The following is a 20,932-nucleotide window of genomic DNA, read 5'->3' as shown; positions in this document are numbered from 1 at the left end:
TACCGCAAAGCACCAAAAAACGGTACTGTTCTCGAACAAGTCCTCCAAGCCCTATTTTCACCCCCATTAGGGCTATTTTTGTTTTATAAATCGAGCATTAATGGCTAATCAGTTCACAAATACAGGGTTTGCAACAATCCTTCCAAGACAAACCCAAGGCGTTTATAACACCCTCTTATGGGGTAAGAGACAGGCACAAGAAAACAAAGAGTTTCAGGTCAAGCAAAGAGCAGCCGTAGACGACTTTAACTACAAAGTGTTCAAAGACTATTCTAACCTAGATTTCAAAGGAATGGACGGCAATCATAAGGCCGTTTTGAAAGACATGGCTAGTGGTTATATGTCAACTGCATTAGAAGCCTACAAACAAGCAAGACAACAAGGCGTAAAGCTTGACCCAACGGCCTTAGAGAAGATTAAATCCGACACCTATGCTGCCAGAGACATCATGCTTTCTCACCAACAAGGAATGCAAGAACTAAACCAACTTTACAAGCAAAATCCCGATTTGTACAGTGAAGACATGCTCAAAGATGCCTTTTCTCAAATGTACAAAACAGATGAAGAAGGAAAGATAGATGTCAACTCCCCTAACTTAGATTATAGCGCTCAAGATTTAAAGAAACTTGCTTCCGACCCCAAATACGTGAACTATGGATATGGAGTAAACAAGTTTGTGGAAGACATGGGCAAGACCATCTCCTCGAAGTTCTCAACATTCAAAGACCCAAATTCAGGCGAGTTTTTCGATAGAGAGGAAGACTTTGAGTCATACAAGCGATTAGTTGAGATGGGCGAAAACGGTAGGCCAAAAATAAGCGAGAAAACAGGCTTGCCAATATTCAAAGACTCTCAGGCCGTACTAGCTGAAATGGCTATTTCTCCCGACCCTGAAATTCAAGCATCTTACAAGGCGTTGCTACACAATGCAGAACAGCAAGGAATTAGCGCAGTAGATTTGCTAGACAAGGAACTGGCTCCAATGAGAACTTCAGACCTCAAGAAACAAGACAACACAAGGATAGCCAGAACAACAGGTAGCAAAAAGAAAGAAGAAGCACCTAATACATTCAACCTAGTTCAAGGTGGTTCAGGTGAGTTTGAATCTAATGGCAGAAGGTTTACATCGGACTCCATGCCAATGCCAGGCACGCTTAAAAACGTTCCTATTGAAGATAAAGTTTCAGGTAAAACAGAAACGAAGAAAGGAACTCTAGAAGGCTTAGAGTACGACCCAGATACACTTGAGAAATCATTCGTATTTACCATCCCAGGGTTGTCTCAAGGCGAATATAAAAAGGTCTACATTCCGCTCTCTGACGAGAAGACTATGGCAACTGTTTTAAACATGCTTGATGATGATTCTCCAGAAGAAAGAGAAATTCTGAATGCAATAGACACCTTTAAAGAAAAGGGCGAGTTGAAAAGCTTAGGCTATAAGGAAGACCTCCCTATGGAAGCCTTAAAAATGGTAGACCAAATCAGATATGCAGGGAATTACGAGAAACAAGAAAAAGGCAGCAATGAGCAAACTCTTGAGGTAATTAAAAGCATCGGTGAAGAATATGGATTTGATGTTTCTGACATTGTGCCTGAGCGCTCCGTTTGGGCAAAGAGCATAAAGATTGGCGATAAGTCATATTCAACAGAAAATGATGCTCAAGAAATAGCCAACATTCTTCTTGAAAGAATTAAACAGGCCAACCCTATTCAGGGCGAAATACCAACCACAGCAGACAACCTATGATAAACAACACTGATCCTAAAAAGAAGCTTTGGAATTTCCTTAGCCAAAAAGGACTGTATTCAAAAGACTACAACGCATTTCAAGAGCAGTTCAGCACGCCAGAGAGTCAGGGTAAGCTACATAGGTTTATGACCGAAAAGCAGGTTTACTCTAAATCAGCCGAAGACTTTTCGTCACAATTCTTCCCTCCTACAGAAAAACCACTTTCAACAGAAGAGCAAAGACAGTCTATCATAGACAAGTACGACCAACAGGCCGAAGAGCAAATTGGCAGCGACCCTGTTATTTCTCAAAAAAGAGACTCTTTACAGTCGATTTACCAACAGAGATTCAGCCAAGTAGAAGAAGGTATTGCCAAGGAGGTAGATAGCTACTTGCAAGACAAGCAAGACTCTTTACAACAGCTATTAAATGCCGAACAAATAACTGAAGAACAGGCGAATAAGCAGTTAGATGAAGCCCGTTTGCAAAAGAGTGATGAGTATAAGCAAGCACTAGAAGAGCAGGCCAAATCATTCGATAGCGAATACGCAAAAGAACTCAACTCCTTACCCGAAGTAACCGAACGGATCCAGAAAATTGAGGCAGAAAGGTACAAGAACCTACAAGAAACCCTTGGTGCATTCGACCAGATTGAGCACGAGAAAGGACTGAAGATTCAAGAAGAGGCCAAAAAGATAGGTAGGAAAGTAGCTACTGAAACTCAAGGGTACGGATATGTGCTGGCCAACGACCTTGTTAATGCCGCGCTCACAAAAGCTAAGTATGGCGTTCCTCAGTCAATCAAGCAAATAGACCTACTATCTACCTCTAACAAAATGGAGGAAGAGCGTAAGTTTCTGGCCTCTTTGGAGGGCAAGGCCGATGATGAAGTAGTTACAAGAACACTATCAGCTCCAAAGGGATTCAGCCCAGGGAGTTTAGAGCAAGGAACGGTTGCAGAACTTAGGGCTAAGTCAGAAGCAAAACTAGCCAAGGAAACGCAAAAAATTGGCGAGTTAATTAAGCCAATAAAAGAACTCGAGGCCAAGATTGCAGGCGAGGGAATTAAAACCGACCTACTTGATGTAAAGTCTTGGGACGAATTTTTCCAAACGGCCTCAAACATTGCTGGAGAGCAAGCAGTAATTATGCCTCTAGCCTTACTTGGAGGCTCTTACGCAATGGAAACAGCAGAGGCTTACTACTCACAAGTATCTTCTCTAGCCAAGGCCAAGGGCATAACCATTCAAGAGGTGATAGAGCAAGGCTTAGACAATCCCGATGCAGCAGCAACAGCAGGGGTGATTTCTGGCTCCTTAGATGTACTCGGTACAGGTAAAGTAGTGAATGCTATGCGTAAGGCCGTTACAGGAACCGTTAAAAAGAGGCTTGCCGAGTTTGGGGGCACAACCGCTACAGAGTTCTTAACAGAGTTTGCTCAATCCCTAACCCTTCAAACACAAAACAACCTTGTGTCTGGAGAGAAAATCAATCTGAGAGATGCCGTTTCAGAAGGTTTAGCAGGGGCTTTAATGGGCGGCTTATTAGGTTCTAGTGTATTCCTGAGTAACCCAGAAAAAACACAAATAGTCAAGAATGTAGAAAAAGAACTCGAAGCAACCACTGGAGACTTAGGGGTTCAAAACGGCCTTGATAACAGTACCGACAGTACAATTACAGAAGACAATTTAAACCATGAGAGAGGACAAGAACCCACTACTGCCAGAGCAGAGGAAGAAGTTGATACAGATGGACAGCGAGATACAGCAGAACAAGAGCCAGTTAACGGAGACCAACCACAAGCTACTGATGCTGTCGAAGAGAATGGAGTTGATGGACAGACAGAACAGCCAACTATTGCAGAAAGTGAAACAGTTGGAGAACCTATTAACACAACTGAGCAAGGACAGCCTATTAATGAGGGTGAGTTAGAGGTGTCCAAAAACCCCACTTATTCAATTGAACAAAACGAATCTCAGGGACTCACGTATACAGGCAAGTCAATACCCCTACAAAAAAACAAGGCAGGGGAAGAAACTATTCCAAGCGTTAATCTTCAGGATGAAATTGCACAAGAGTTAGATGTAAAAAGATCTGACCTAGTTTTTTCGAACCTAGATAGCGGGGGTATTGGAGTATTCATCAAAGAAGGTGGCGAAAAGGGATACAAGAGCGAGTCTGTTCTTCCTCCCGTGGGGCAATCAGAAGTATTCACAAAACTTGGGCAGTCTGATGACGTGAATGCGAAATCGCCTAGCAACAAACTGGCAATGGAAGCCAAAAAAACGCCAGCACCCCCAAAGCCTGCCCAATCTTTGGCACAAACTGAAAATAGTGCCGTTAATTTGCCCACAAAGGGCGCAGCTATCACTGCAAAGCCGAGCGTAAAAGTTCAGCCTGAACAGCTAAAAGCAGCAAGCGAAAAAATATCAGCCGCTTCTCAGAAAATTCAGGAAATTCTGAAGAAGCAAAGAGGGCAATTAAGCGCTAACCCCTTTACCGACCCTGAATTACTTAAGGCCGTTGGCGAATTAGCAGTAGGGCTTGTTGAAATGGGTTACTTGAAAACTAAAGAGTTCACCCAAGCATTATCTGAATCACTTGGTTTCGAGGTAGAAGAACAGCAAGCTAAAGACTTCTTAAGGCAAGCAAGAATTACAACAGGGATAGATGAAGACAATAGCTCCGACACTAATGACGGAGTAAACGGTGGCACAATAGACGACACTGCCAACTCTAAAACAGGCAGAGAAAGGTCTGGCTCTAAAACAATCAGAGACAACACCACTCCTGAAGCTAGAAAGACACTCAACAAGAACAAGCCATTCTTTAGAACAGTAGGCCGAGAAGAAACCCTTGAAGAGTCGGCTAAGTTTATTGACGATAACGGAGGCTTAGAGGCTACGAAAGACCTCCTTATGAGTAAGGATGCCAAGATTGATGATGAAGTCCGTTTCGGTTCGCTATTCTTGGTGTACAAGCACTATGCAGACAAACTCAAGCAAGCCATAGAAGAAGGGAGTCCTTCAGATGCAATTGCAGAAACGCTCCAGTCTATCAGAGACTATTTAGCAAAAGAAGGAACCCACGCAGGTAGGAGAATAGACTTGTTTAACCTCTTCAAGATGGATGGTGCTGAGGGTGTGATTCACATGCAGAACAAAAAGGCCAAAAAGCACAATAGCAAGCCCAAGAACAAAAAGAAATCAGACGGGCTAGACAAGGCTTCGGAAGAGGTGGTTTCGGAGTACCAAGAGGCTATAAACAAGGCTGTAGATGAAGTGTTTAAAAAGTCGAGTGTAGCGAAAGCCACTAAGGTCGCTTCCAAACGGTCTCAAACCAAAGACAAGCTCGCTAAAATAAAGGCCAAAAGAGACAAGATTCACAAAGACTACAAAGAGTCTGACTTGTTTTATTCTTCGGTGGTTCCCTTCAAACCAGAGTTTATCACTTACGTATCTAAGCTTGCAGCAACCTATGTTGAAGAAGGCTATGTTCGTGCTTCAGATATTGCTGCCAGAATAGCCGAGGACATCAAAGAGAAGTTCAATAAAGACATAGACCTTGAGACTATTTCTGGCATTGTACAAGATTCACTAGAAGCCCTAAACGAGTCGCAAAGAAAGGCCATTGACGAGGCCATTAAATCAGGCAACTTCGACCCTAAGCCGTTAATAAACAAAGCTGCCAAAGATTTAGAAACCTCTTTAAGAAAAATAGCAGGGTACGATAGCAACGCCTTGTCCGAATCTAAAGACAAGTTAATTGAAAAGATAATGTCAGGGCTTGGTGATAGCCAAAACACTGAGCTAAAGAGCCTATTGTCAGAAGCTTTCGATCAAGCAATCAAGGAGAACCAAAACAAAGAGATAGAATCTTTCTTTAGGAGTAGAATATTTAATCCTAAAACTAAGGAAGAAGTGCTTAATTCTTTCTTTGAGAAAATTCAAAGGGTAATTAACGCAGGTGCTCTCCCTCAGTTTACTGAATCTATATCTGAGAAATCACTACAAAAAGTAATAGACTATCTTCCAGAGACTTTACGTGCAATAGCCAAGAAAACCAAGGGAGACAGACTTAAGCATGGGGTGGCAATTGTAAACGAAGCCCTTTCTAGGCTAGGATTAACACCAGAGCAAGTCAACCTTCTTTCGGGAGAAATAACAAGACAGTATGAGAAGCAAATAAAAGAAGAGCAGACTAAAATACTAGAGCAGTACTTTAAAGAAAGGATTGCCCCTCACCCAGACAATGTGTTGAAGAATTTCTACGCACGTATGAGTGGGCTAATTAACTCAGGGGCTACAAAAAGAAGCGATAGACTTACCAACATCTCCAATAAGATTTTAAGCAAGGCGTTAAAACATGCCGAACAAAAAATCAGAGACATTGTAAGGAACAATCAAACAGATAAGATAGATATAGACTCAATTATCGAAGAGGCTGTTGCTAATTTGGACATTGATGAAAACCAAAGGCCAATAATTTCAGAAGCTTTAAAACAAACTTACAATGCGCTAATTCAGCAAGAAAAAAGTAAGTTTGTAGAAGATTACTTCAGGGAGAGAAAGGTTAAAGAGCAAACTAAAGAAGAAAAAGCCAATAGCTTCTACGGCAAAATAAGCTCACTTATCAATGCAGGAGCCTTAAATAAATTCAAGTCTAAGCTATCAGAAAAAGTATTAAAGCAAGCCCTATCAAACCTAGAAACAAGCGTTTCTAAATTGGTCAATAAACAATCTGAAGGGATTGATTTAGAGGCTGTGTCAGAAGAGTCCGTTTCTAACCTAGACATCACAAAAGAGCAAAAGGCCGAATTAAAAGAAGAGGTGAAGAAAACACTTTCTACCGCTATGCAAGAATATAGGGTAGAAATGGTTAATCGAGAGATAGAAAGACTAGAGAAAGAACCAGAAGAGAGGTCAGAAAAATCAATCGAGGACAGGTTCTTCAATAAAGCTGCAAACCTTATTAAAGGAGGTGCGGAGAAGAACTCAGAGCTAATGTCTAAAATAGCTAGGCGCTTAATAGAAAAGACCGCCAAAGACTTAGAGATAGACCTTCAGCAAGTAATCAGGTCTCACTTCTTGGGGCAATTCAAAACTAGAGATACACTGGTTAACAGAATAGTTTCTCAGCTAGACCTAGACCCTGAAACGGCTAAGAGAGTTGCCGCCATTGTTGAAAAAGAACTGGCGAGTACTATCTCTAGTATGCAAGATAAGGCGCTTCAAAAGCTACTCGGACTAGACGAAAACAATCAGAAGAAAGAGGTTAAGCCAAAGGAGAAAAAGCAATACCTAGACAAAATGATTGAACTCATTAATCTTGGGGTGTTCTCCAGAGAAGAGTTCAAAAATGCCTTTGCAGAAAAGTTTGGCCTTCTTCCTGAAATAACCAACTCAGACGCTATCAAGATTGAAAACCTCATTAAGCTAATTGAAGAAACAGAATCAGGTTCAAAAGCCTCTACCCTAGCTAAACTAGAGTTTGTAAGGCTGTTGCAAAAGTATGAAATGGCTCAAAATTGGGCAGATGTTTCGCATGAGGTAATCATTACCAACCTACTTTCAGGTTGGACTACCGATGTGCAAAACACCAAGTTCAACATGTACTCTATTTTCTTCAAGTACGCAGTCTTGCCAATATTCCAAGGTAAGGCATGGAAGAAATCATACATGGCTTCGGTTAAGAATGGCAGCATTAAAGGATTCTTGAAAACCAATCCTATTATACAAGCGGCCTTAATGGAAAGAGCTGCTTTTAAGGCCGTTACTAACATGGGAGTGTTCAGTAAAAACCCTTCTAAAGCATGGGCTGGCTTTATGGACACAATCATTAATGGCGGTGTAGATTCTAAGTTCTTCGATGAACACACAGACCCTAGAGGCTTCCATTTGCCGAACATTGATAAAGATCCAAAAGCGCAACACCCTATTTACAAAAACTGGAAGATTCCTGTAACCAAAAACTTCTCCATCCCTATCAACCCAATCAGGGCTTTCCAGTTCAGAACAAGAACATTGCCTGCTATGGATATTTTCTCTAGGTCGGTGGCTGAGGAAATGATGTTCACTCAGTACTTTTTAGAAGAACAGCAGAACAGTAAAAATCCGTCTATAAGAAAGGCTTGGAGTAAGGCCGTTCGAGAAGGGGTAGACATGGATCAGGTAGAAGCGGAAACAAAAGAACAGGTCGGCTTACTAACTAAGTACGGTGTAAAGGTTTCCAAATATGCTGAAAAGGTAATCAGAGATGAAATTATTGAATCCAAGCTAGGTATTCCACAAGACGAGATCCAAGAATTAAAGGAAGTATCAAGAGACATTACGGCCACAATGGAAAGAACTGGCTTCTTCCCTAAATTGGCAAACAAGGCCATTCAAGCTTCCAATTATGGTAGCCAAATGAATCATCCAATGGCTCAGTTTGGCAGTAAGCTGTTGATTAACGTGTTCTTCCCGTTCAAAAAGATTATAGGACAGATTGGCGATATTATGCTAGACTCGGTTCCAGTTTACAATTATGCTAGAACTTACGGGTACGGGGTTACGGGTCTAAAGAGAAGGCTAGAGCTGCAATCTGAATTAGGCAGAAGACAAGCTTGGAGTAGAAAAACCTTTGCCGAAAACACCTCTCAAATGGGTGAGGTTGGCTCCAGGAAGTTCAACAATCAAATGGCGTTGGCTCACCTCCATAATACAATGATGGTAGGTTTGGCGGCCTTATTTCTAGGTACAGACGAAGAAGATTATTTCTACATTTCTGGCGGCTACCACAACCTGTCTTTTAGCGAAAGAGAACTCCAAAACAAAAATGGAGTGCCTGCTAACACTATCAAAATAGGTGGACTCCAATTCAATTACTTAAACACACCATTACATATTGCAGCCTCGGTAATAGGCAACTGGAATGACGGCATGAAGTCGCCAGATTGGGATGAAGACGGCTTTATAAAGAGATCGGCATTGGTGGGGCTGTACTCCATGAACTCCATAAAAGATGTGTCCATATTTTCAGGTATTCAGGACTTCACAGACTTTACCGCAACAGCCTTAGAGCTACTAGATTCTGACTCTAGGATTCCTGAAAATGCTCTGGAAGAAAAAAGCTCTGCGGCCACTAAAGTTGTTAAGCCAATTGTGTCTTATCTTTCTAAAACATTGCCTTGGAATAACAACGGTATTCTTCAAGTGAAGAAAATGTTCGACCCTACCTCGTATTCTCAAAAGGATATTGATGAAATGCTTGCTTACCATGCAGGGCTTCACTTCTTCCCAGACGCTTCAGGGAGTATCAAGGCTAGGTTCGATATTTTCGGGAATGAAATCACTACCTACCCTGGTGAATCACTGTTCCCGTTAAGGCACTACTTAGACAAAGGCAAAGACAACAAAGACTTTATGTTTCTGAAAGAGATAGACGCCCTACCTTCTGCCCTAACCGACTGGAAGCTAAAAGACGATGAAGGCATTTATGTAGACGACCAAGACATCCCTGTTTCATTCCAGAGAAAGTATAAAGTATTAGCTTCTAAAAACTTCCAAAAGCTAGTTGCTGAAATAAGAACTGACTATGAATCAATGTCTGAGAAAGACAAACGGGCTTACGCAAAAGAAGACTATCGAGCGTATTATGGTAAAAAAGTGTCTAGGGCGCAGTTTGAAATAAAACTAGCAATGACAAGGGCTAAACTACTCGCTAAAGAAGAGCTTGAAGATGAGGTAGAGCGTTTTATTAAGAGGTAAGAGACAGGCTTTCTTGTGATTAGTTAAATTTGTACCTTGCCAAAAAATATAAACATGCTTAGGGTTTTGTTCATTTCTTTATTCTTCTTCTCTCTTATTTCTCAATCCCTTGCTCAAAAATATGATTCTATTTTAGACGCGTGGAAGTTGAATGCATTTAATCAAACAATTCAGATACTTGAAGAAGGCGGTGAGAGCTTAAATGAAGAACAGCAAGGCGGAATTAGGTTGTACGTAAACTGTATTTACTCAAAACTAACGAAGGAGGATATATCATTAGTTATCAGCAAAGACAAAACCCTTCCCTACCTGTTGAATGTAAAATATGCATCTAAGCAAAATGAATGTTATGAGACTGCCTTTAACCTTCCTTACGAACCAGAACCATATTCTAAAGCATGGCACGAGACCTTTTATCTATCAAGGGTGGTCACATATTACAGCAAGATAAACGAAATTAGAGTAAATAATATAAACCGCTCCGTATCTTGCCTCAAAGCTAGAATGTCTGAAAGTCAGCTAAAATCAATAGAAAACTGGCATTTTAGCCAAATGAACTCTACTCAGATTCTTATACAGGAGGATTACTTAGAAAGTATGATTAGGGCATGTATAAAGTAACACATGCCCCTACTGTTGTTAATTAATAAACCTCTCCAAAACATGCTTAGGGTAGACATTTACATACCCATATCTCTCATGTTCAGTCGTGCTAATCGGTATTCCATTGCTTTTGCAATACCGAGTCACTTCCTTTCCAAGCCTAATAGCTTCTACCCTGCTAATATGTCGCTTAATCTGACTTCCAAATCCTGCGATGCTCAGGTAGTCAAGGCCGTTCTCTAGTTTTTCAAGCTTAGACAGTCGGACATCAAAAGTGTCCATCCTATTCTCCATACTAACCAAATACTCGGCTTGCATCAATAATTGTTTGGCTGTTGATGGACTGCTCAAAGACTTTTCCATTTGATTGAACGCTCTAATGAAATCCTCCTTAAACTTTGCCGCTTTCTCTCCACGAAAACCCATTACCAAAAACGTGAATCCGTCCTTAGTCATGTAGTAAAAGGGCAAAGAACGGCCTGTAGAGTCGTTATAGCTACTGAGCCCATAATTGGACTCAGTAAATTCGGCACTACAATCAAGGTTTTGAACCGATCTTAATACATGCTTGTGCTGCTTCCCAAAAGTCTCAGCAACCATTAAACTAGTGGTCACATTCTTCCCGTCATGTTGCGTTACTAACTCCTTCATGACAGTGACTTTAATAAGGAACGAATAGACTGGTGAGTAAAACAAATGCTATCTCTGACTTCTTCTGGTATCTCTCCAGAGAATCTTGCTAAGACCGCAAGTTGTTCGTTTAAGTTTTCGAGATGCCAATCAATGTCGGCAGTAGAAAGGAATAATTGAATTGCCTGCTCGTTACGTGAGCTACACGTGTTAAGTGAATCATCCTTGATGCCTTCATTAACAATTTGATTCTGGTGAGACACGAATCTTATAGTTAAATAAAACAGGGGCGTGTCTCACCATCACAAGTACACCGCGAACGATATGAAATGCTAATCCCCGAAGGGACACCCCTGTAAAATCTTCCTGTAAGAATTAGCTAGAGGCGGTGATTATGATAATGAGACACCGCAACATAGCTAATAAAAGTCAAAACACAAAAATCAACCTCTTTTTATTATTAAGAGAGCCTCTTCCATATCAATCAGATTAAACTTCCTCTTTTCCATTTGTGGATTTTTCAATATCAACATTTGATTCTTCTTCTTGCTCAACTATCTTTGAGGTAATATCAAAGAGATTCAACAGTAATAACTTAGCAATATTGCAATCAGGCTTACTCATTTTGTGAAACTGAGTGTTTAATGCGACAACAAATAGAGTTCTTTGTAACTCTTCTGGTTCACATATATCCAAAATTTCGTTCAAGGTGTTGTTCGTCTCTTTCATAATTCAATATTAGTTGTTATCTTTACTGTCATAAATGTACACAAAATTACTCAGTCTGACAAAAAATAGTTGGATGAATTGATAAAAAAATGCCAAAGACCGAAGACACAGCGTTAGCCAGAGAAATTAGCGGTAAGAATATTAAGTTCTTAATAGACCTAGACGGAAGCAAGCAAGATGCTTGGGGGGATAGGTTTGGATTAGGGCGTAATTCCGTTAATAACTACATCAACAAAAAAACGCTAATGCAAATCCCTACGGCTCAAAAGGTTTGTGCGCATTACAAGCTAGACTTAGGGAAGTTTTATGGGCAAATAATAAGTAAAGAAGATGTTGGCCTTTATGCGAATAACACTCCTAGTGAATTACTAGAGCCAGAAGCATCATATTCAAATCCTTCTCTTGATTCCATTTCTAAAGAAGATCTTTACAAACAACTACAAAAAGAAAAGGCTAAGGTGAAATATCTCACCGAAGCCCTTAGAAACCTTTAGTCTAGACAGTTATTCTACCAACCGTCTATCTCTTTTATCTTACTTAAGGCCGTTTCCACAATTTGTTTAGACCTCTCCTTTCGGTTCACCATCTTCCTAATCAATACGCTTATCAATACCAGGGAGATTAACAATAGCCCTCCAATAACCATTCTTTCTATAAGGAGCTTCTTGTACCGAACAGATTGCAATGCCATAAGTCTAATGCTCTCAGCCTGAAACTCCGCAGCTCTTACCGATTCAACCTTTCTAATCCTGTCCACGTTTTCTTGGTGCTCTGCTGTTAGGTTCCAGAACTCACTTTTATAAGCACTGGCTTTGTTGTCTTCTCCAATTCTTGAGTAAGCGGTTGATATGTAGTCATACACTAGTAGGTATTTTGCATTGTCTTCAAACTTCCAATGATTCTCGACAGCCTCTAACAAATACCCCAATGACTTATCTTCTTTTCCTTGGTCTAGCCACATCTTGCCTTGATCCATAAGTACGTGGAATTTGCCGTAAGTGGACTTCATCTTAGGTTTAGCCATTTCGAAGTATCGCTGCGCCTTTTCCGTGTCTCCTATTGCTGCGAACGTCTTGGCAATATTGTGATGTCCGCTTCCCTCTAGCACCCCCCATTTATCGGCAATAACCGCTTCATGAAAATAAGAAAGCGCCTTTTCATTTTCTCCAATTGAATAGTTATTAAGGCCGATTTCACTAGCTACCCTTGGGAACACCTTTTCATGAATAGCCCCTTTTTTATAAAGAGCGGCTAATTCAAGATTTCCTTCCTCATACATGCTTCTACTCTGTGACTTAGAGACAGCAATATAAAATCTTGTTAAGTCTTGTTGAATCAAATCTAGCTCTTTCTGCTTGCTAGTATATCCGCTCTTGTCCCTCAATGAATCTATGGAAAGCCCATCTGAATAAGCCTTGGCTGCGCTCTCGTAATTACCAATGTTATAGCTTATTGCGGCTAGGTTTCTGGTGATTTGATAGATAAGGGAAATATCATCGGACTCAATTGACTTTAGCAGTTCTAAAGACTGAGTGTATCGCGTGTGTGCAGAATTACTATGCCCCTTCCTAGATTCAATCATGGCTAAGAATGCGTCATACTTAGCGTACCAATAAGTGTCTGCTTGTTTTTTAGCCTCTTGAAATAAAGAAATAACAGAGTCTTCTTGACTCCTGAAGTTATCCCTACCCCAATTAAACTTTTCTTCATCTGTTTGAGACTGTAGGTTTGCTGAAATCAGAATAGCAACCGCAATAAATAACCATTTTTTCATAGTGTCCATTGATTTAATAATATTTTGGCTATAGGCTGAGGAACCGATTTCAAGTAAACAAAAAAAAGCGTACAGTCAAACAACCATACGCTCTTTTTTGTTTTTTTGAGTAAATTAATTGTCGACTCAGCCATTCCCGCCAATTATAACCCCTGTGTCTCCTGGGTCAGGCAGGTTTCCATCATAGTCTCCATTTAGCTCAACCTCTTGTGGAACAACGTCTTCGCTGTCAGTGCAGGCCAAAACACCAAAAAATGATACAATTGCGATTAGGGCTACGTTCAAAATAGTCTTTTTCATAATGATTTGTTTTAAAATGGTTGTTTTATGTTACTACAATATAGTGTTAATTGGGGTTCATTTGGCCTAGCAAGTCAATAGAAGTCGCATCTTCTGCACCGCCTATCATATTGTTTAACCCTGCATTAATCAATGCATCTCTTCTATCTCTTTTCTCGATGTACTTCTGGCCTTGGTTCCAGTCCCATGCTTTGTCTTGGTATCTACCTAATGTTTGTAAGGATCTTATGTTGTCTTGAAAGCTTTGGTATCTGAAGGCTTCGTTTTTAGCCTGTTCGCCTAGCATTGCCCTGTTTTGCTGAGACTGTGCATTCATAAGCCCTTGCATAACGTTTGATGCTGAGCCTCCAACGTTTTGAATGGTGTCTACAGTATTAGCTGCATTGGTTTGGATAACAGATTCGGCAGCACTAGCCCCTGGTCTCTGGGTTAAATTAGCCTGCTGCCTTGTAGCATCTGTGGCTTGTGTTACTGCGGTTGGTATTGAATATGTGGGGCGTTTGGGTTTCCTGGTAAACAACCCTGCCCCTGTTTGAATTATCCCTAAGCCTGTTTTAGCTAGAGAAGGAATCATTGCTAATGCTGGTGCTGCCATATCCCAAAGGTAGCTTGGTCGGGGTAGAAAATAGGGCTTGCTCTACTCTCTGGCCGCCAATAAATGTCCTGTCAATGGAGAATATCCTACATAGATAGCGTTTATCTTTTGCAGGTCTGAGGCCGTTTTCCTTAATGTAATTTCAACATATTTAGACTGAATTGGGTCTCCTGCCAAAATTGCTGGCTGCCCTCCTAGTAAGTCCGAGGCTGTGTTTTTGTCTCGCTTCAAGTACGCGTAATATTGGTTGTCTACCAAATCGAACTCAGCTTCCAATAAGTCGGTGTCTTGGCCTTGAGGGTTGGTAATGCTTAATACATCCCAAGCCTCGTCTGCGTCTAATGAAAGGTTATCGAACGACTTGTCTAAGGCCACATCAGGGTTGCTTACGAACGTAATTCGAGAGTCATACTGAGTGTTGTAGAAGTTGTTGTAAACACTATTGCTATGATGCTTCCAGATGTTCTGAGATTTGAATGTTGCAAAATTATTGCCTAAGCTTATTGACTGCTCAAAACAAAAGCTAAATCGGCCTATCCAGTAGCCTTTTTTAATATCCCACGCCCAAGTTTCTGGCGAAAGACCGTCTTGGTCTGGAAAAGTAACGAGATAGAGTCCAAGGTAAACGTCTATTGCCCCAAACACTTTGTAGCCTGAACTGTAAGTTTCTGCTTTGGTTCTGAAATAATCTTTCAACCCTTGATCGCTAATTGAATCAAGGCCATTTGCAGAATATCTAACAACACACCCATTGTTGGCATCCCACCAAAAACATTGCCCTAAATACTTCTTTACCGACTCAGGGTTAATGGTTCCATAGCCGCCTTTTAGTAGCCTTTCATCTCCAAAGAATGAATCGGTTGTAGTTACAGTGTCTTGTCCTGAAGCTTGCTTTAAGAACTTAGAGCCAATGTACACTGAGGTTGCATTTCTTTCGTGTAGAGCAAGCAGTACATCATTGACCACTTCTAAGTGAGTAATTGGGGTTCTCTCATTTGGCAAGTTAAACTCGTCCTCGAAATCAAATCTGTTAAGGCCGTTTATCTTAGTGTTTTCTACATAGCTGTTAGAAGCTATAAGTGTGTTGTATAGGTTTTTTTCACTATACTCAGTGTTTTCTATGTTTGCAACACCAATATCGGCTACTTTTTTAGAGTAATCTAAGGTAAGCGTTCTCTTTCCTTCTGACACGTTGAATCCTCCTGAATTAGTTAGCTCAGGATTTCTTATATCTACCAAGTCATTCTCGCTTACACATGGTGTTGGCGACTCTAATATACAGCCTTGTTCTGTTAGGTATGAATCGAACAGAGTGGAGCTTGGCTTGTTTGTTACTTCCTTGTAGACGAATCTAAACTCTGGGTCTGTCAAGTCTACATAAGCGGTGTCTCCATCAATAGTTATACCACCTCCGTCTGTAAATGTACTTCCTCCTACATCGTAAAACTGATTGTATTCAACTGTGTTTGGCTTGTAAAACTCAACAAAAAAATACGGACTCTTGCTAGACCAGTCTTCAAAGTCAAATCCTTCTACACGAACCACATTGGTGAATACATCGCTAACATATAAGTCACCTCCAGATATGTCAGAAGCGTTATTGTCTCCAGACTCTATTACGCGAACTCTCCATCCTATTTCTGGCTTAACAGGGATGTTGACTGGCAACTGAAAGTCTATCGCTGTGTAGCCCTGAAATTCATCTTGCCCACTGTTGTATGTACCGTCACCTGCTGAAAGTCTTACATCTGCCTCAGATTGTTCGTTCACATATAGGTTGCCGTCTAAAAAGGCGAAATTAGGATCCCCCTCTCCGAAGTTGACCGCAGCCGCTTCTGGCGCAGAGTAAAACAGTACATTGACGGGCACTTGTATGTACTCTTCATAGTTCTGCTCCTTAGTTGATACTACAACAACACTGTCAACCCATGAGGGCGCTGTTCCTGAAAACTCCACGCTAATTCTTGGTCTAGTAGAATGTACTTTCCCGAAGCCTGCATAGGTTCCATCTGGATCTTTGTAAGGAACGGTGATTTGCTTCTTTTTCAGTACTGAAGTCCTTCGGCCTTTCGCGTCTAAAAAAACCAATCCTATTTCGTATGTGCCTCCTTCTTTTGCGTACAAACCGCTAGAACTTCCTGAGTAATAGTCCACAGAAAGAGAAAAGTCATAGTTGCCACTAAGATCATATTCATCTAAGCCCTTAACCGCAACCATTCTATTTTCTGGGTAGGCAATAGAAACTGGTTGTCTAGAAATGTTTTCATACGGCTTCAACGCCTCCGATTCCGATAAGGTCTTACTGTTGTTGGCATTAGTAAAGTTGAATGTACCGCTTCCATCTGTCCCATAGTCTACTTCTCCCAAAAACTTGTGTACTCCTTCGTTGTTCTTGATTCCGTATACTTCTATTTTGTCAACAAACTTAGCTAGAATGTCTCCCTCTATTGCTGTAAAAGATATTGCAATCTTGTTTTTAGCGGAATTGTCGTAAGGATTCTTATTTGCCAGTGTCAGCCCTTGGTATTTCGTTAATGGTGACTTTGCTCCATTCTTAAACCTATACCTGAACCTAAATTGCCAGCTATCTTTGCCTACTGTATTGTTGAGTATAGTTGAGTCATAAGACTTGCTGAATGAAGCTACAAGTCTTGGCGCGAGTATGTAGAGACTAAAAGGGTCTAAGGAGAAGCTTACTCCTAAAAAATCTCCAGACAAAGAATCATAATCACCCGCCTTAGCTTGGGCAATATTTAGCTGTTTTAATTCGTCTCCGTCATTATAATATATCCACCCAGACTCAATGAATCCCTTTACGAAATCAACTGAGTCGCTTAGGAATATCCCTTCGTCTAGGATAAGTATTTCGGTGAGGCTGTTTGCGGAGAAGTCATATTCTAGCAATGCCGAACTATTTACCCCTTCAAAAGCACACGTACAAAACAGGTAAGCTAAAGAATTTTCTTCGTCTACCACCACCCCTTTGCAAGAGTAGTTTGTACCCGTCATTCCTGTTTGAGTAGCGGCTGTATTCCCTTTCAAGTTCTGTCTTTCACCTGAGTTACTAGCCCCGTTAGATACAGGGATAAGGTTAAGCATATCCCTGACCATTCCATTCTCTAAGGCTCTGGCGCTAGTGTCTTTGTCTATTGCTATGAATTGGTGTTGAGAAATCATCTAAGTTGGTTTTCTCCGTAGGCTTGTTTGTATGCGTCAATAATTCCCGTGAGAGTTAAGTTTGATTCTCTTGCGAACAACTTACTTCTCTCTCTTTCAAAGCTTTGCTTTAAAGATTGTGTCTCGTAAGAAGATTCTCCGTTCTTGTGTCTAGAATCTCGGTAGTGGATGTATTCATTGAGACAATTAGCCGCTAATGGGGTTAAGGCCGTTTCGCTTCCAGGTGTTTCTGGGGTGGCTAAGTACTCTACAAATATCTTTCGGCTAGTTACTCCACTATCGAATTGTAATTCTCTTGGGAACGTTCCTTTATTCTCTCTGAAATAGCCCTTGTTATTGTGCCCTTTTCCTTTGCTAGAGATTTCTAGTCCATTCAATGGGTTTCTAGTGGTCGTACTATTGCCAAGGGTGAACAAACTCCTTCTTTGGTAGAAAGCCTCATTAGGGGTTTTAGTTCCCTCATGGTGAAAAGTAATAGATCCGTCTTCCGACATTTCTGAAATTCGATCTCCCACCTTTGCAAACACCCTGACTAGCTTAACATAGTCAGTAGGTAGTTTTGCAACGTATATCTCATTCAGGGTCAGCTCAGTAGTTTTAACCTCAGCGATTACATCGAAAGACAATTCCTGAAACCCCCTTAATGCATAATGCAATCGGGAAACATACCCATGTAGTGTTGGGTTTTGGGTGTCGCCCATGTTCGACCTTACAACAGAATCAATAGTTATCATCTCGGAACGCTTGAGTTATCGTTTACTTCATCGGGCATTATACCCATTAATGATGCGTACTTTTGAAGAGTAGCATCTACAATTGTTTTTCTCTGCTCTGGGCTAATCGGCAATACATCGGTAATGCCGATATTCTCGTTTGCCACCGTAACTAGGGTTACTAGCACATTCTTTACCCCTTCATCTAACAAGGTCTTACCCCATCTTTTGGTGAAGTATATTCTATCGTCTAAAGCAAACCATGAGAACTGCCCTTCCAAAGCTTTTGTGATAGTTCCGTGATACACGTCCATCTCTTGCGGACGGGTGGGTATCATCGCTTTATTAATAGCCGACTTGGTAGTTACTGGTCTAACACTCCAAATTCCTGTGCCGTCTGGCAAGTGTATGTAAGGAACTCCAACCGATACATAGTTGGCTTTCTCAGAAGTATCAATACTTACTGGAAGAGTGAAGGTGCTTAATAGCCTTGGGTTTATTGTTTCCCATTTGTTCTTTTTGGCCTCATACCATTTGTCGTAAACAGAAGAGGCCAGTTCTTGCCTCAAAGACTCTGCTATCTCTCTTTCGTCTAGCCTAGAGTCTTTGCTTGGAGTGCCTTTTGATAGCATCCGAATGACCTGTTGAGCCAAATACTTTAAGGTAACTCTATCTGTCATTTGTCGGTCTGGTTTTTAAGTAGTTCAAATTGGGTTAAGTCCGTTTGCTTAAGGCTAACACCGAGGTATTTCAGAGTCTTAGCAAGTAGTTCTGGCGCTCTATGGGCAGGAATTTCTACGTCTGTACTACCTGCTTCGCTAAAGATGTAGTCTCTGCCATTCTCAGATAATGTTTTTCCGTACACTGCCTTCGTAGGCTTCTTTAGATAGTTAATGTCTACTTCAGTAATTGTATTTGGGAGTACCCTGACTTTTGCGCCATAGATATTCAATACAGGGTAGTCTGAATCAGCAGGACAAATAACATCGTTCTTTACTTCCCCCCAACGTTCGTCAGTCACCACATCAATATTATCTTCAAACCCTGTTAATGAGGCATAGTCGGCAGGTAAGTCGCCTTCTCCTTCAGTAAGCGCTATTGTGGATTTGGCTTTGAAAACTCTGAGCAAGTCGTTGACTACTTGTGTTTTCTCGAACTCCGAACGGCCTTCATTAAACATGTCTAACACGGCATCATTAATGGCCTCCGTTATTTCATCTACACTGAAGTACCTAGATTGCCTTCTGTTCGAAAGCTTATTGACTGCTTTTACTATGTCTTGGATAATCATTGACTATTGATTGTAATTTTCTCAGGCACTTGATTGAATCCTATTATTTGCCGTCTGATAAGCTCAACACAAACGCCTAGCCTATCTCCTTCTGGAACATCATTGAATGACTCCCAACCTTCTTCAACGACCTTGTCGTAAAATACAGCTGCACCATGCTTTGTGAATGTTGAAATATAACTGCTAATTTTTCCGTTGTTCCTAGCTATTATAATTTCATTCACCGTGTTATCTACCAACAAATAAGCATCTACTGCTTTATTAAACGCTTCATTATCCTCATACTTGCAATCCTGTGGCACTCCGTAGGCATCTAAATACTTATTTGCATTGCCCTCTACATTGCCATTACCTTCAATCATTTTCTGCAATGGTATGTCTCGCTTATGCTGTTGACAAAAGACTACTAAAGCTAAATCAATAGATTCTATAAACTCGGAGTTTGTTATTGTTTCTTTTATCATATTAAAACTTGTTTAAATATCTTGACAATACAATGTCATTAGGTATTGATGATTGGCCACCTATTACCGCCACTGAGGAGGCACTACGGGGTATCATATATATATTCCCATTAGGGGCAAGAACTCCTCCTTGATACCCCGTAGCACTGCCAAATGTTGATATAGTATTTGTTGATGTATCTATTACTGCCACTGAGGAGGCACTAGACGGCATCATGTAAATATTACCATTAGGTGCGAGGACTCCTCCAAAATACCCCGTAGCACTACCAAATGTTGATATAGTATTTGTTGATGTATCTATTACCGCCACTGACGAGGCATTAAACGGAATCATATATATATTGCCGTTGGGAGCAAGAACTCCTCCAACATATCCCGTAGCACTGCCAAATGTTGATATAGTGTTTGTTGATGTGTCTATTACTGCCACTGAGGAGGCACTAAGGGGCATCATGTAAATATTACCATTAGGTGCAAGAACTCCTCCAGCATATCCCGTAGCACTGCCAAATGTTGATATAGTATTTGTTGATGTATCTATTACCGCCACTGACGAGGCGGCAGTGGGTATCATATATATATTCCCATTAGGGGCAAGAACTCCTCCATGATACCCCGTAGCACTGCCAAATGTTGATATAGTATTTGTTGATGTATCTATTACCGCCACTGAGGAGGCACTACGGGGTATCATATATATATTCCCATTAGGGGCAAGAACTCCTCCAACATATCCCGTAGCACTGCCAAATGTTGATATAGTATTTGTTGATGTATCTATTACCGACACTGACGAAGCATTAAACGGAATCATATATATATTCCCATTAGGGGCAAGAACTCCTCCAATATACCCCGTAGCACTGCCAAATGTTGGATTTAATATGCTTTGATACCGTTTGTTTTCAGATGTTAAAAGTGATAGAGCTGTTTTAGTTTCGTTCCAATTATTTTGGTTCTCTTCCCACTCTGGGAAGTCACTAACAATTTTAAAAATATTCCCTGATGAATCTTTATAAACGCTGCCAGATAAATCTTTTCCTATTACCATATTAAACTTTCTTAACGTTGAACTCGTACACCTCGCCTCCGTATGTTATTCTGAAAACAGTATCTGGTGTCACAGAGCCTGCGGAAACTTCTGTAAAACCTATTTCTACCGTTGGTGATGTTTCA

15 protein-coding genes are annotated in these 20,932 nt (G+C 40.9%); 4 read left to right on the top strand and 11 right to left on the bottom strand.

What is annotated here, in order from left to right; all coding sequences use genetic code 11:
• Window positions 1-100 precede the first annotated feature (100 nt).
• The 3 genes from AWW68_RS06990 to AWW68_RS06980 are packed head-to-tail and all read left to right on the top strand — an operon-like array spanning window position 101 to window position 10,098.
• Window positions 101-1,747: a hypothetical protein gene (locus AWW68_RS06990; RefSeq protein WP_068218571.1), complete on the top strand. Its 1,647-nt coding sequence runs from the start codon at window positions 101-103 to the stop codon at window positions 1,745-1,747.
• Window positions 1,744-9,477 (top strand): hypothetical protein, encoded by a 7,734-nt coding sequence (locus AWW68_RS06985; protein WP_068218568.1) that lies wholly within the window; start codon window positions 1,744-1,746, stop codon window positions 9,475-9,477. The genes AWW68_RS06990 and AWW68_RS06985 overlap by 4 nt, the downstream gene beginning before the upstream one ends.
• 36 nt (window positions 9,478-9,513) lie before the next feature.
• The gene (locus tag AWW68_RS06980; protein ID WP_157717556.1) at window positions 9,514-10,098 is read left to right on the top strand and encodes a hypothetical protein; all 585 of its coding nucleotides are present in this window, start codon (window positions 9,514-9,516) and stop codon (window positions 10,096-10,098) included.
• An 18-nt stretch (window positions 10,099-10,116) separates the two neighbouring features.
• Here AWW68_RS06980 and AWW68_RS06975 read toward each other — a convergent pair whose 3' ends face one another.
• The gene (locus tag AWW68_RS06975) at window positions 10,117-10,731 is read right to left on the bottom strand and encodes a Rha family transcriptional regulator (protein ID WP_068218561.1); all 615 of its coding nucleotides are present in this window, start codon (window positions 10,729-10,731) and stop codon (window positions 10,117-10,119) included.
• A gap of 468 nt (window positions 10,732-11,199) precedes the next feature.
• On the bottom strand, window positions 11,200-11,439 hold the full coding sequence (locus AWW68_RS06965; RefSeq protein ID WP_068218555.1) for a hypothetical protein: 240 nt from the start codon (window positions 11,437-11,439) through the stop codon (window positions 11,200-11,202).
• An 89-nt stretch (window positions 11,440-11,528) separates the two neighbouring features.
• Here AWW68_RS06965 and AWW68_RS06960 point away from each other — a divergent pair, with 89 nt between their 5' ends.
• On the top strand, window positions 11,529-11,933 hold the full coding sequence (locus tag AWW68_RS06960) for a hypothetical protein (protein WP_068218551.1): 405 nt from the start codon (window positions 11,529-11,531) through the stop codon (window positions 11,931-11,933).
• 14 nt (window positions 11,934-11,947) lie between these two features.
• On the opposite strand, the gene AWW68_RS06955 is transcribed toward AWW68_RS06960, so the two are convergent.
• The 9 genes from AWW68_RS06955 to AWW68_RS06920 all read right to left on the bottom strand — a co-directional run bounded on the left by AWW68_RS06955 (window position 11,948) and on the right by AWW68_RS06920 (window position 20,807).
• Window positions 11,948-13,213 (bottom strand): hypothetical protein, encoded by a 1,266-nt coding sequence (locus tag AWW68_RS06955; protein WP_157717555.1) that lies wholly within the window; start codon window positions 13,211-13,213, stop codon window positions 11,948-11,950.
• Window positions 13,214-13,339: 126 nt separating this feature from the next.
• Window positions 13,340-13,513, bottom strand: coding sequence for a hypothetical protein (locus AWW68_RS20060; RefSeq protein ID WP_157717554.1), 174 nt, complete (start codon window positions 13,511-13,513; stop codon window positions 13,340-13,342).
• A 46-nt stretch (window positions 13,514-13,559) separates the two neighbouring features.
• Entirely contained in the window at window positions 13,560-14,108 is a 549-nt protein-coding gene (locus AWW68_RS06950; RefSeq protein WP_068218545.1) for a hypothetical protein, read from the bottom strand.
• A gap of 42 nt (window positions 14,109-14,150) precedes the next feature.
• Window positions 14,151-17,285 (bottom strand): hypothetical protein, encoded by a 3,135-nt coding sequence (locus tag AWW68_RS06945; RefSeq protein WP_068218542.1) that lies wholly within the window; start codon window positions 17,283-17,285, stop codon window positions 14,151-14,153.
• Complete coding sequence (locus AWW68_RS06940; protein WP_157717553.1) at window positions 17,282-18,019, bottom strand: hypothetical protein; 738 nt, start codon at window positions 18,017-18,019, stop codon at window positions 17,282-17,284. Before AWW68_RS06940 ends, AWW68_RS06945 begins: the two co-directional genes overlap by 4 nt.
• Complete coding sequence (locus AWW68_RS06935) at window positions 18,016-18,678, bottom strand: hypothetical protein (protein ID WP_068218537.1); 663 nt, start codon at window positions 18,676-18,678, stop codon at window positions 18,016-18,018. Before AWW68_RS06935 ends, AWW68_RS06940 begins: the two co-directional genes overlap by 4 nt.
• Window positions 18,675-19,289, bottom strand: a complete 615-nt coding sequence (locus AWW68_RS06930) for a hypothetical protein (RefSeq protein WP_068218534.1) — start codon at window positions 19,287-19,289, stop codon at window positions 18,675-18,677. Before AWW68_RS06930 ends, AWW68_RS06935 begins: the two co-directional genes overlap by 4 nt.
• A complete protein-coding gene (locus AWW68_RS06925; protein ID WP_068218532.1) occupies window positions 19,286-19,753 on the bottom strand; it encodes a hypothetical protein in 468 nt (155 codons plus the stop codon). The genes AWW68_RS06930 and AWW68_RS06925 overlap by 4 nt, the downstream gene beginning before the upstream one ends.
• Window position 19,754: 1 nt before the next feature.
• Window positions 19,755-20,807 carry a Vgb family protein gene (locus tag AWW68_RS06920; protein WP_068218528.1) on the bottom strand — a complete coding sequence of 351 codons (1,053 nt, stop codon included), beginning with the start codon at window positions 20,805-20,807 and terminating at the stop codon, window positions 19,755-19,757.
• Between the last annotated feature and the right edge of the window lie 125 nt (window positions 20,808-20,932).

This window comes from Roseivirga spongicola, assembly GCF_001592965.1.
GTDB lineage: Bacteria > Bacteroidota > Bacteroidia > Cytophagales > Cyclobacteriaceae > Roseivirga > Roseivirga spongicola.
Note: the sequence above shows the minus strand (reverse complement) of the source record. Positions and strands in the feature narration are given on the sequence as shown.

Excerpts from the sequence above, each read along its gene's own strand:
- AWW68_RS06925 (WP_068218532.1), bottom strand. The coding sequence starts at position 19,753 with ATGATAAAAGAAACAATAACAAACTCCGAGTTTATAGAATCTATTGAT.
- AWW68_RS06920 (WP_068218528.1), bottom strand. The coding sequence starts at position 20,807 with ATGGTAATAGGAAAAGATTTATCTGGCAGCGTTTATAAAGATTCATCA.
- AWW68_RS06940 (WP_157717553.1), bottom strand. The coding sequence starts at position 18,019 with ATGATAACTATTGATTCTGTTGTAAGGTCGAACATGGGCGACACCCAA.
- AWW68_RS06955 (WP_157717555.1), bottom strand. The coding sequence starts at position 13,213 with ATGAAAAAATGGTTATTTATTGCGGTTGCTATTCTGATTTCAGCAAAC.
- AWW68_RS06930 (WP_068218534.1), bottom strand. The coding sequence starts at position 19,289 with ATGATTATCCAAGACATAGTAAAAGCAGTCAATAAGCTTTCGAACAGA.
- AWW68_RS06960 (WP_068218551.1), top strand. The coding sequence starts at position 11,529 with ATGCCAAAGACCGAAGACACAGCGTTAGCCAGAGAAATTAGCGGTAAG.
- AWW68_RS20060 (WP_157717554.1), bottom strand. The coding sequence starts at position 13,513 with ATGAAAAAGACTATTTTGAACGTAGCCCTAATCGCAATTGTATCATTT.
- AWW68_RS06965 (WP_068218555.1), bottom strand. The coding sequence starts at position 11,439 with ATGAAAGAGACGAACAACACCTTGAACGAAATTTTGGATATATGTGAA.
- AWW68_RS06945 (WP_068218542.1), bottom strand. The coding sequence starts at position 17,285 with ATGATTTCTCAACACCAATTCATAGCAATAGACAAAGACACTAGCGCC.
- AWW68_RS06935 (WP_068218537.1), bottom strand. The coding sequence starts at position 18,678 with ATGACAGATAGAGTTACCTTAAAGTATTTGGCTCAACAGGTCATTCGG.
- AWW68_RS06990 (WP_068218571.1), top strand. The coding sequence starts at position 101 with ATGGCTAATCAGTTCACAAATACAGGGTTTGCAACAATCCTTCCAAGA.
- AWW68_RS06985 (WP_068218568.1), top strand. The coding sequence starts at position 1,744 with ATGATAAACAACACTGATCCTAAAAAGAAGCTTTGGAATTTCCTTAGC.
- AWW68_RS06975 (WP_068218561.1), bottom strand. The coding sequence starts at position 10,731 with ATGAAGGAGTTAGTAACGCAACATGACGGGAAGAATGTGACCACTAGT.
- AWW68_RS06950 (WP_068218545.1), bottom strand. The coding sequence starts at position 14,108 with ATGGCAGCACCAGCATTAGCAATGATTCCTTCTCTAGCTAAAACAGGC.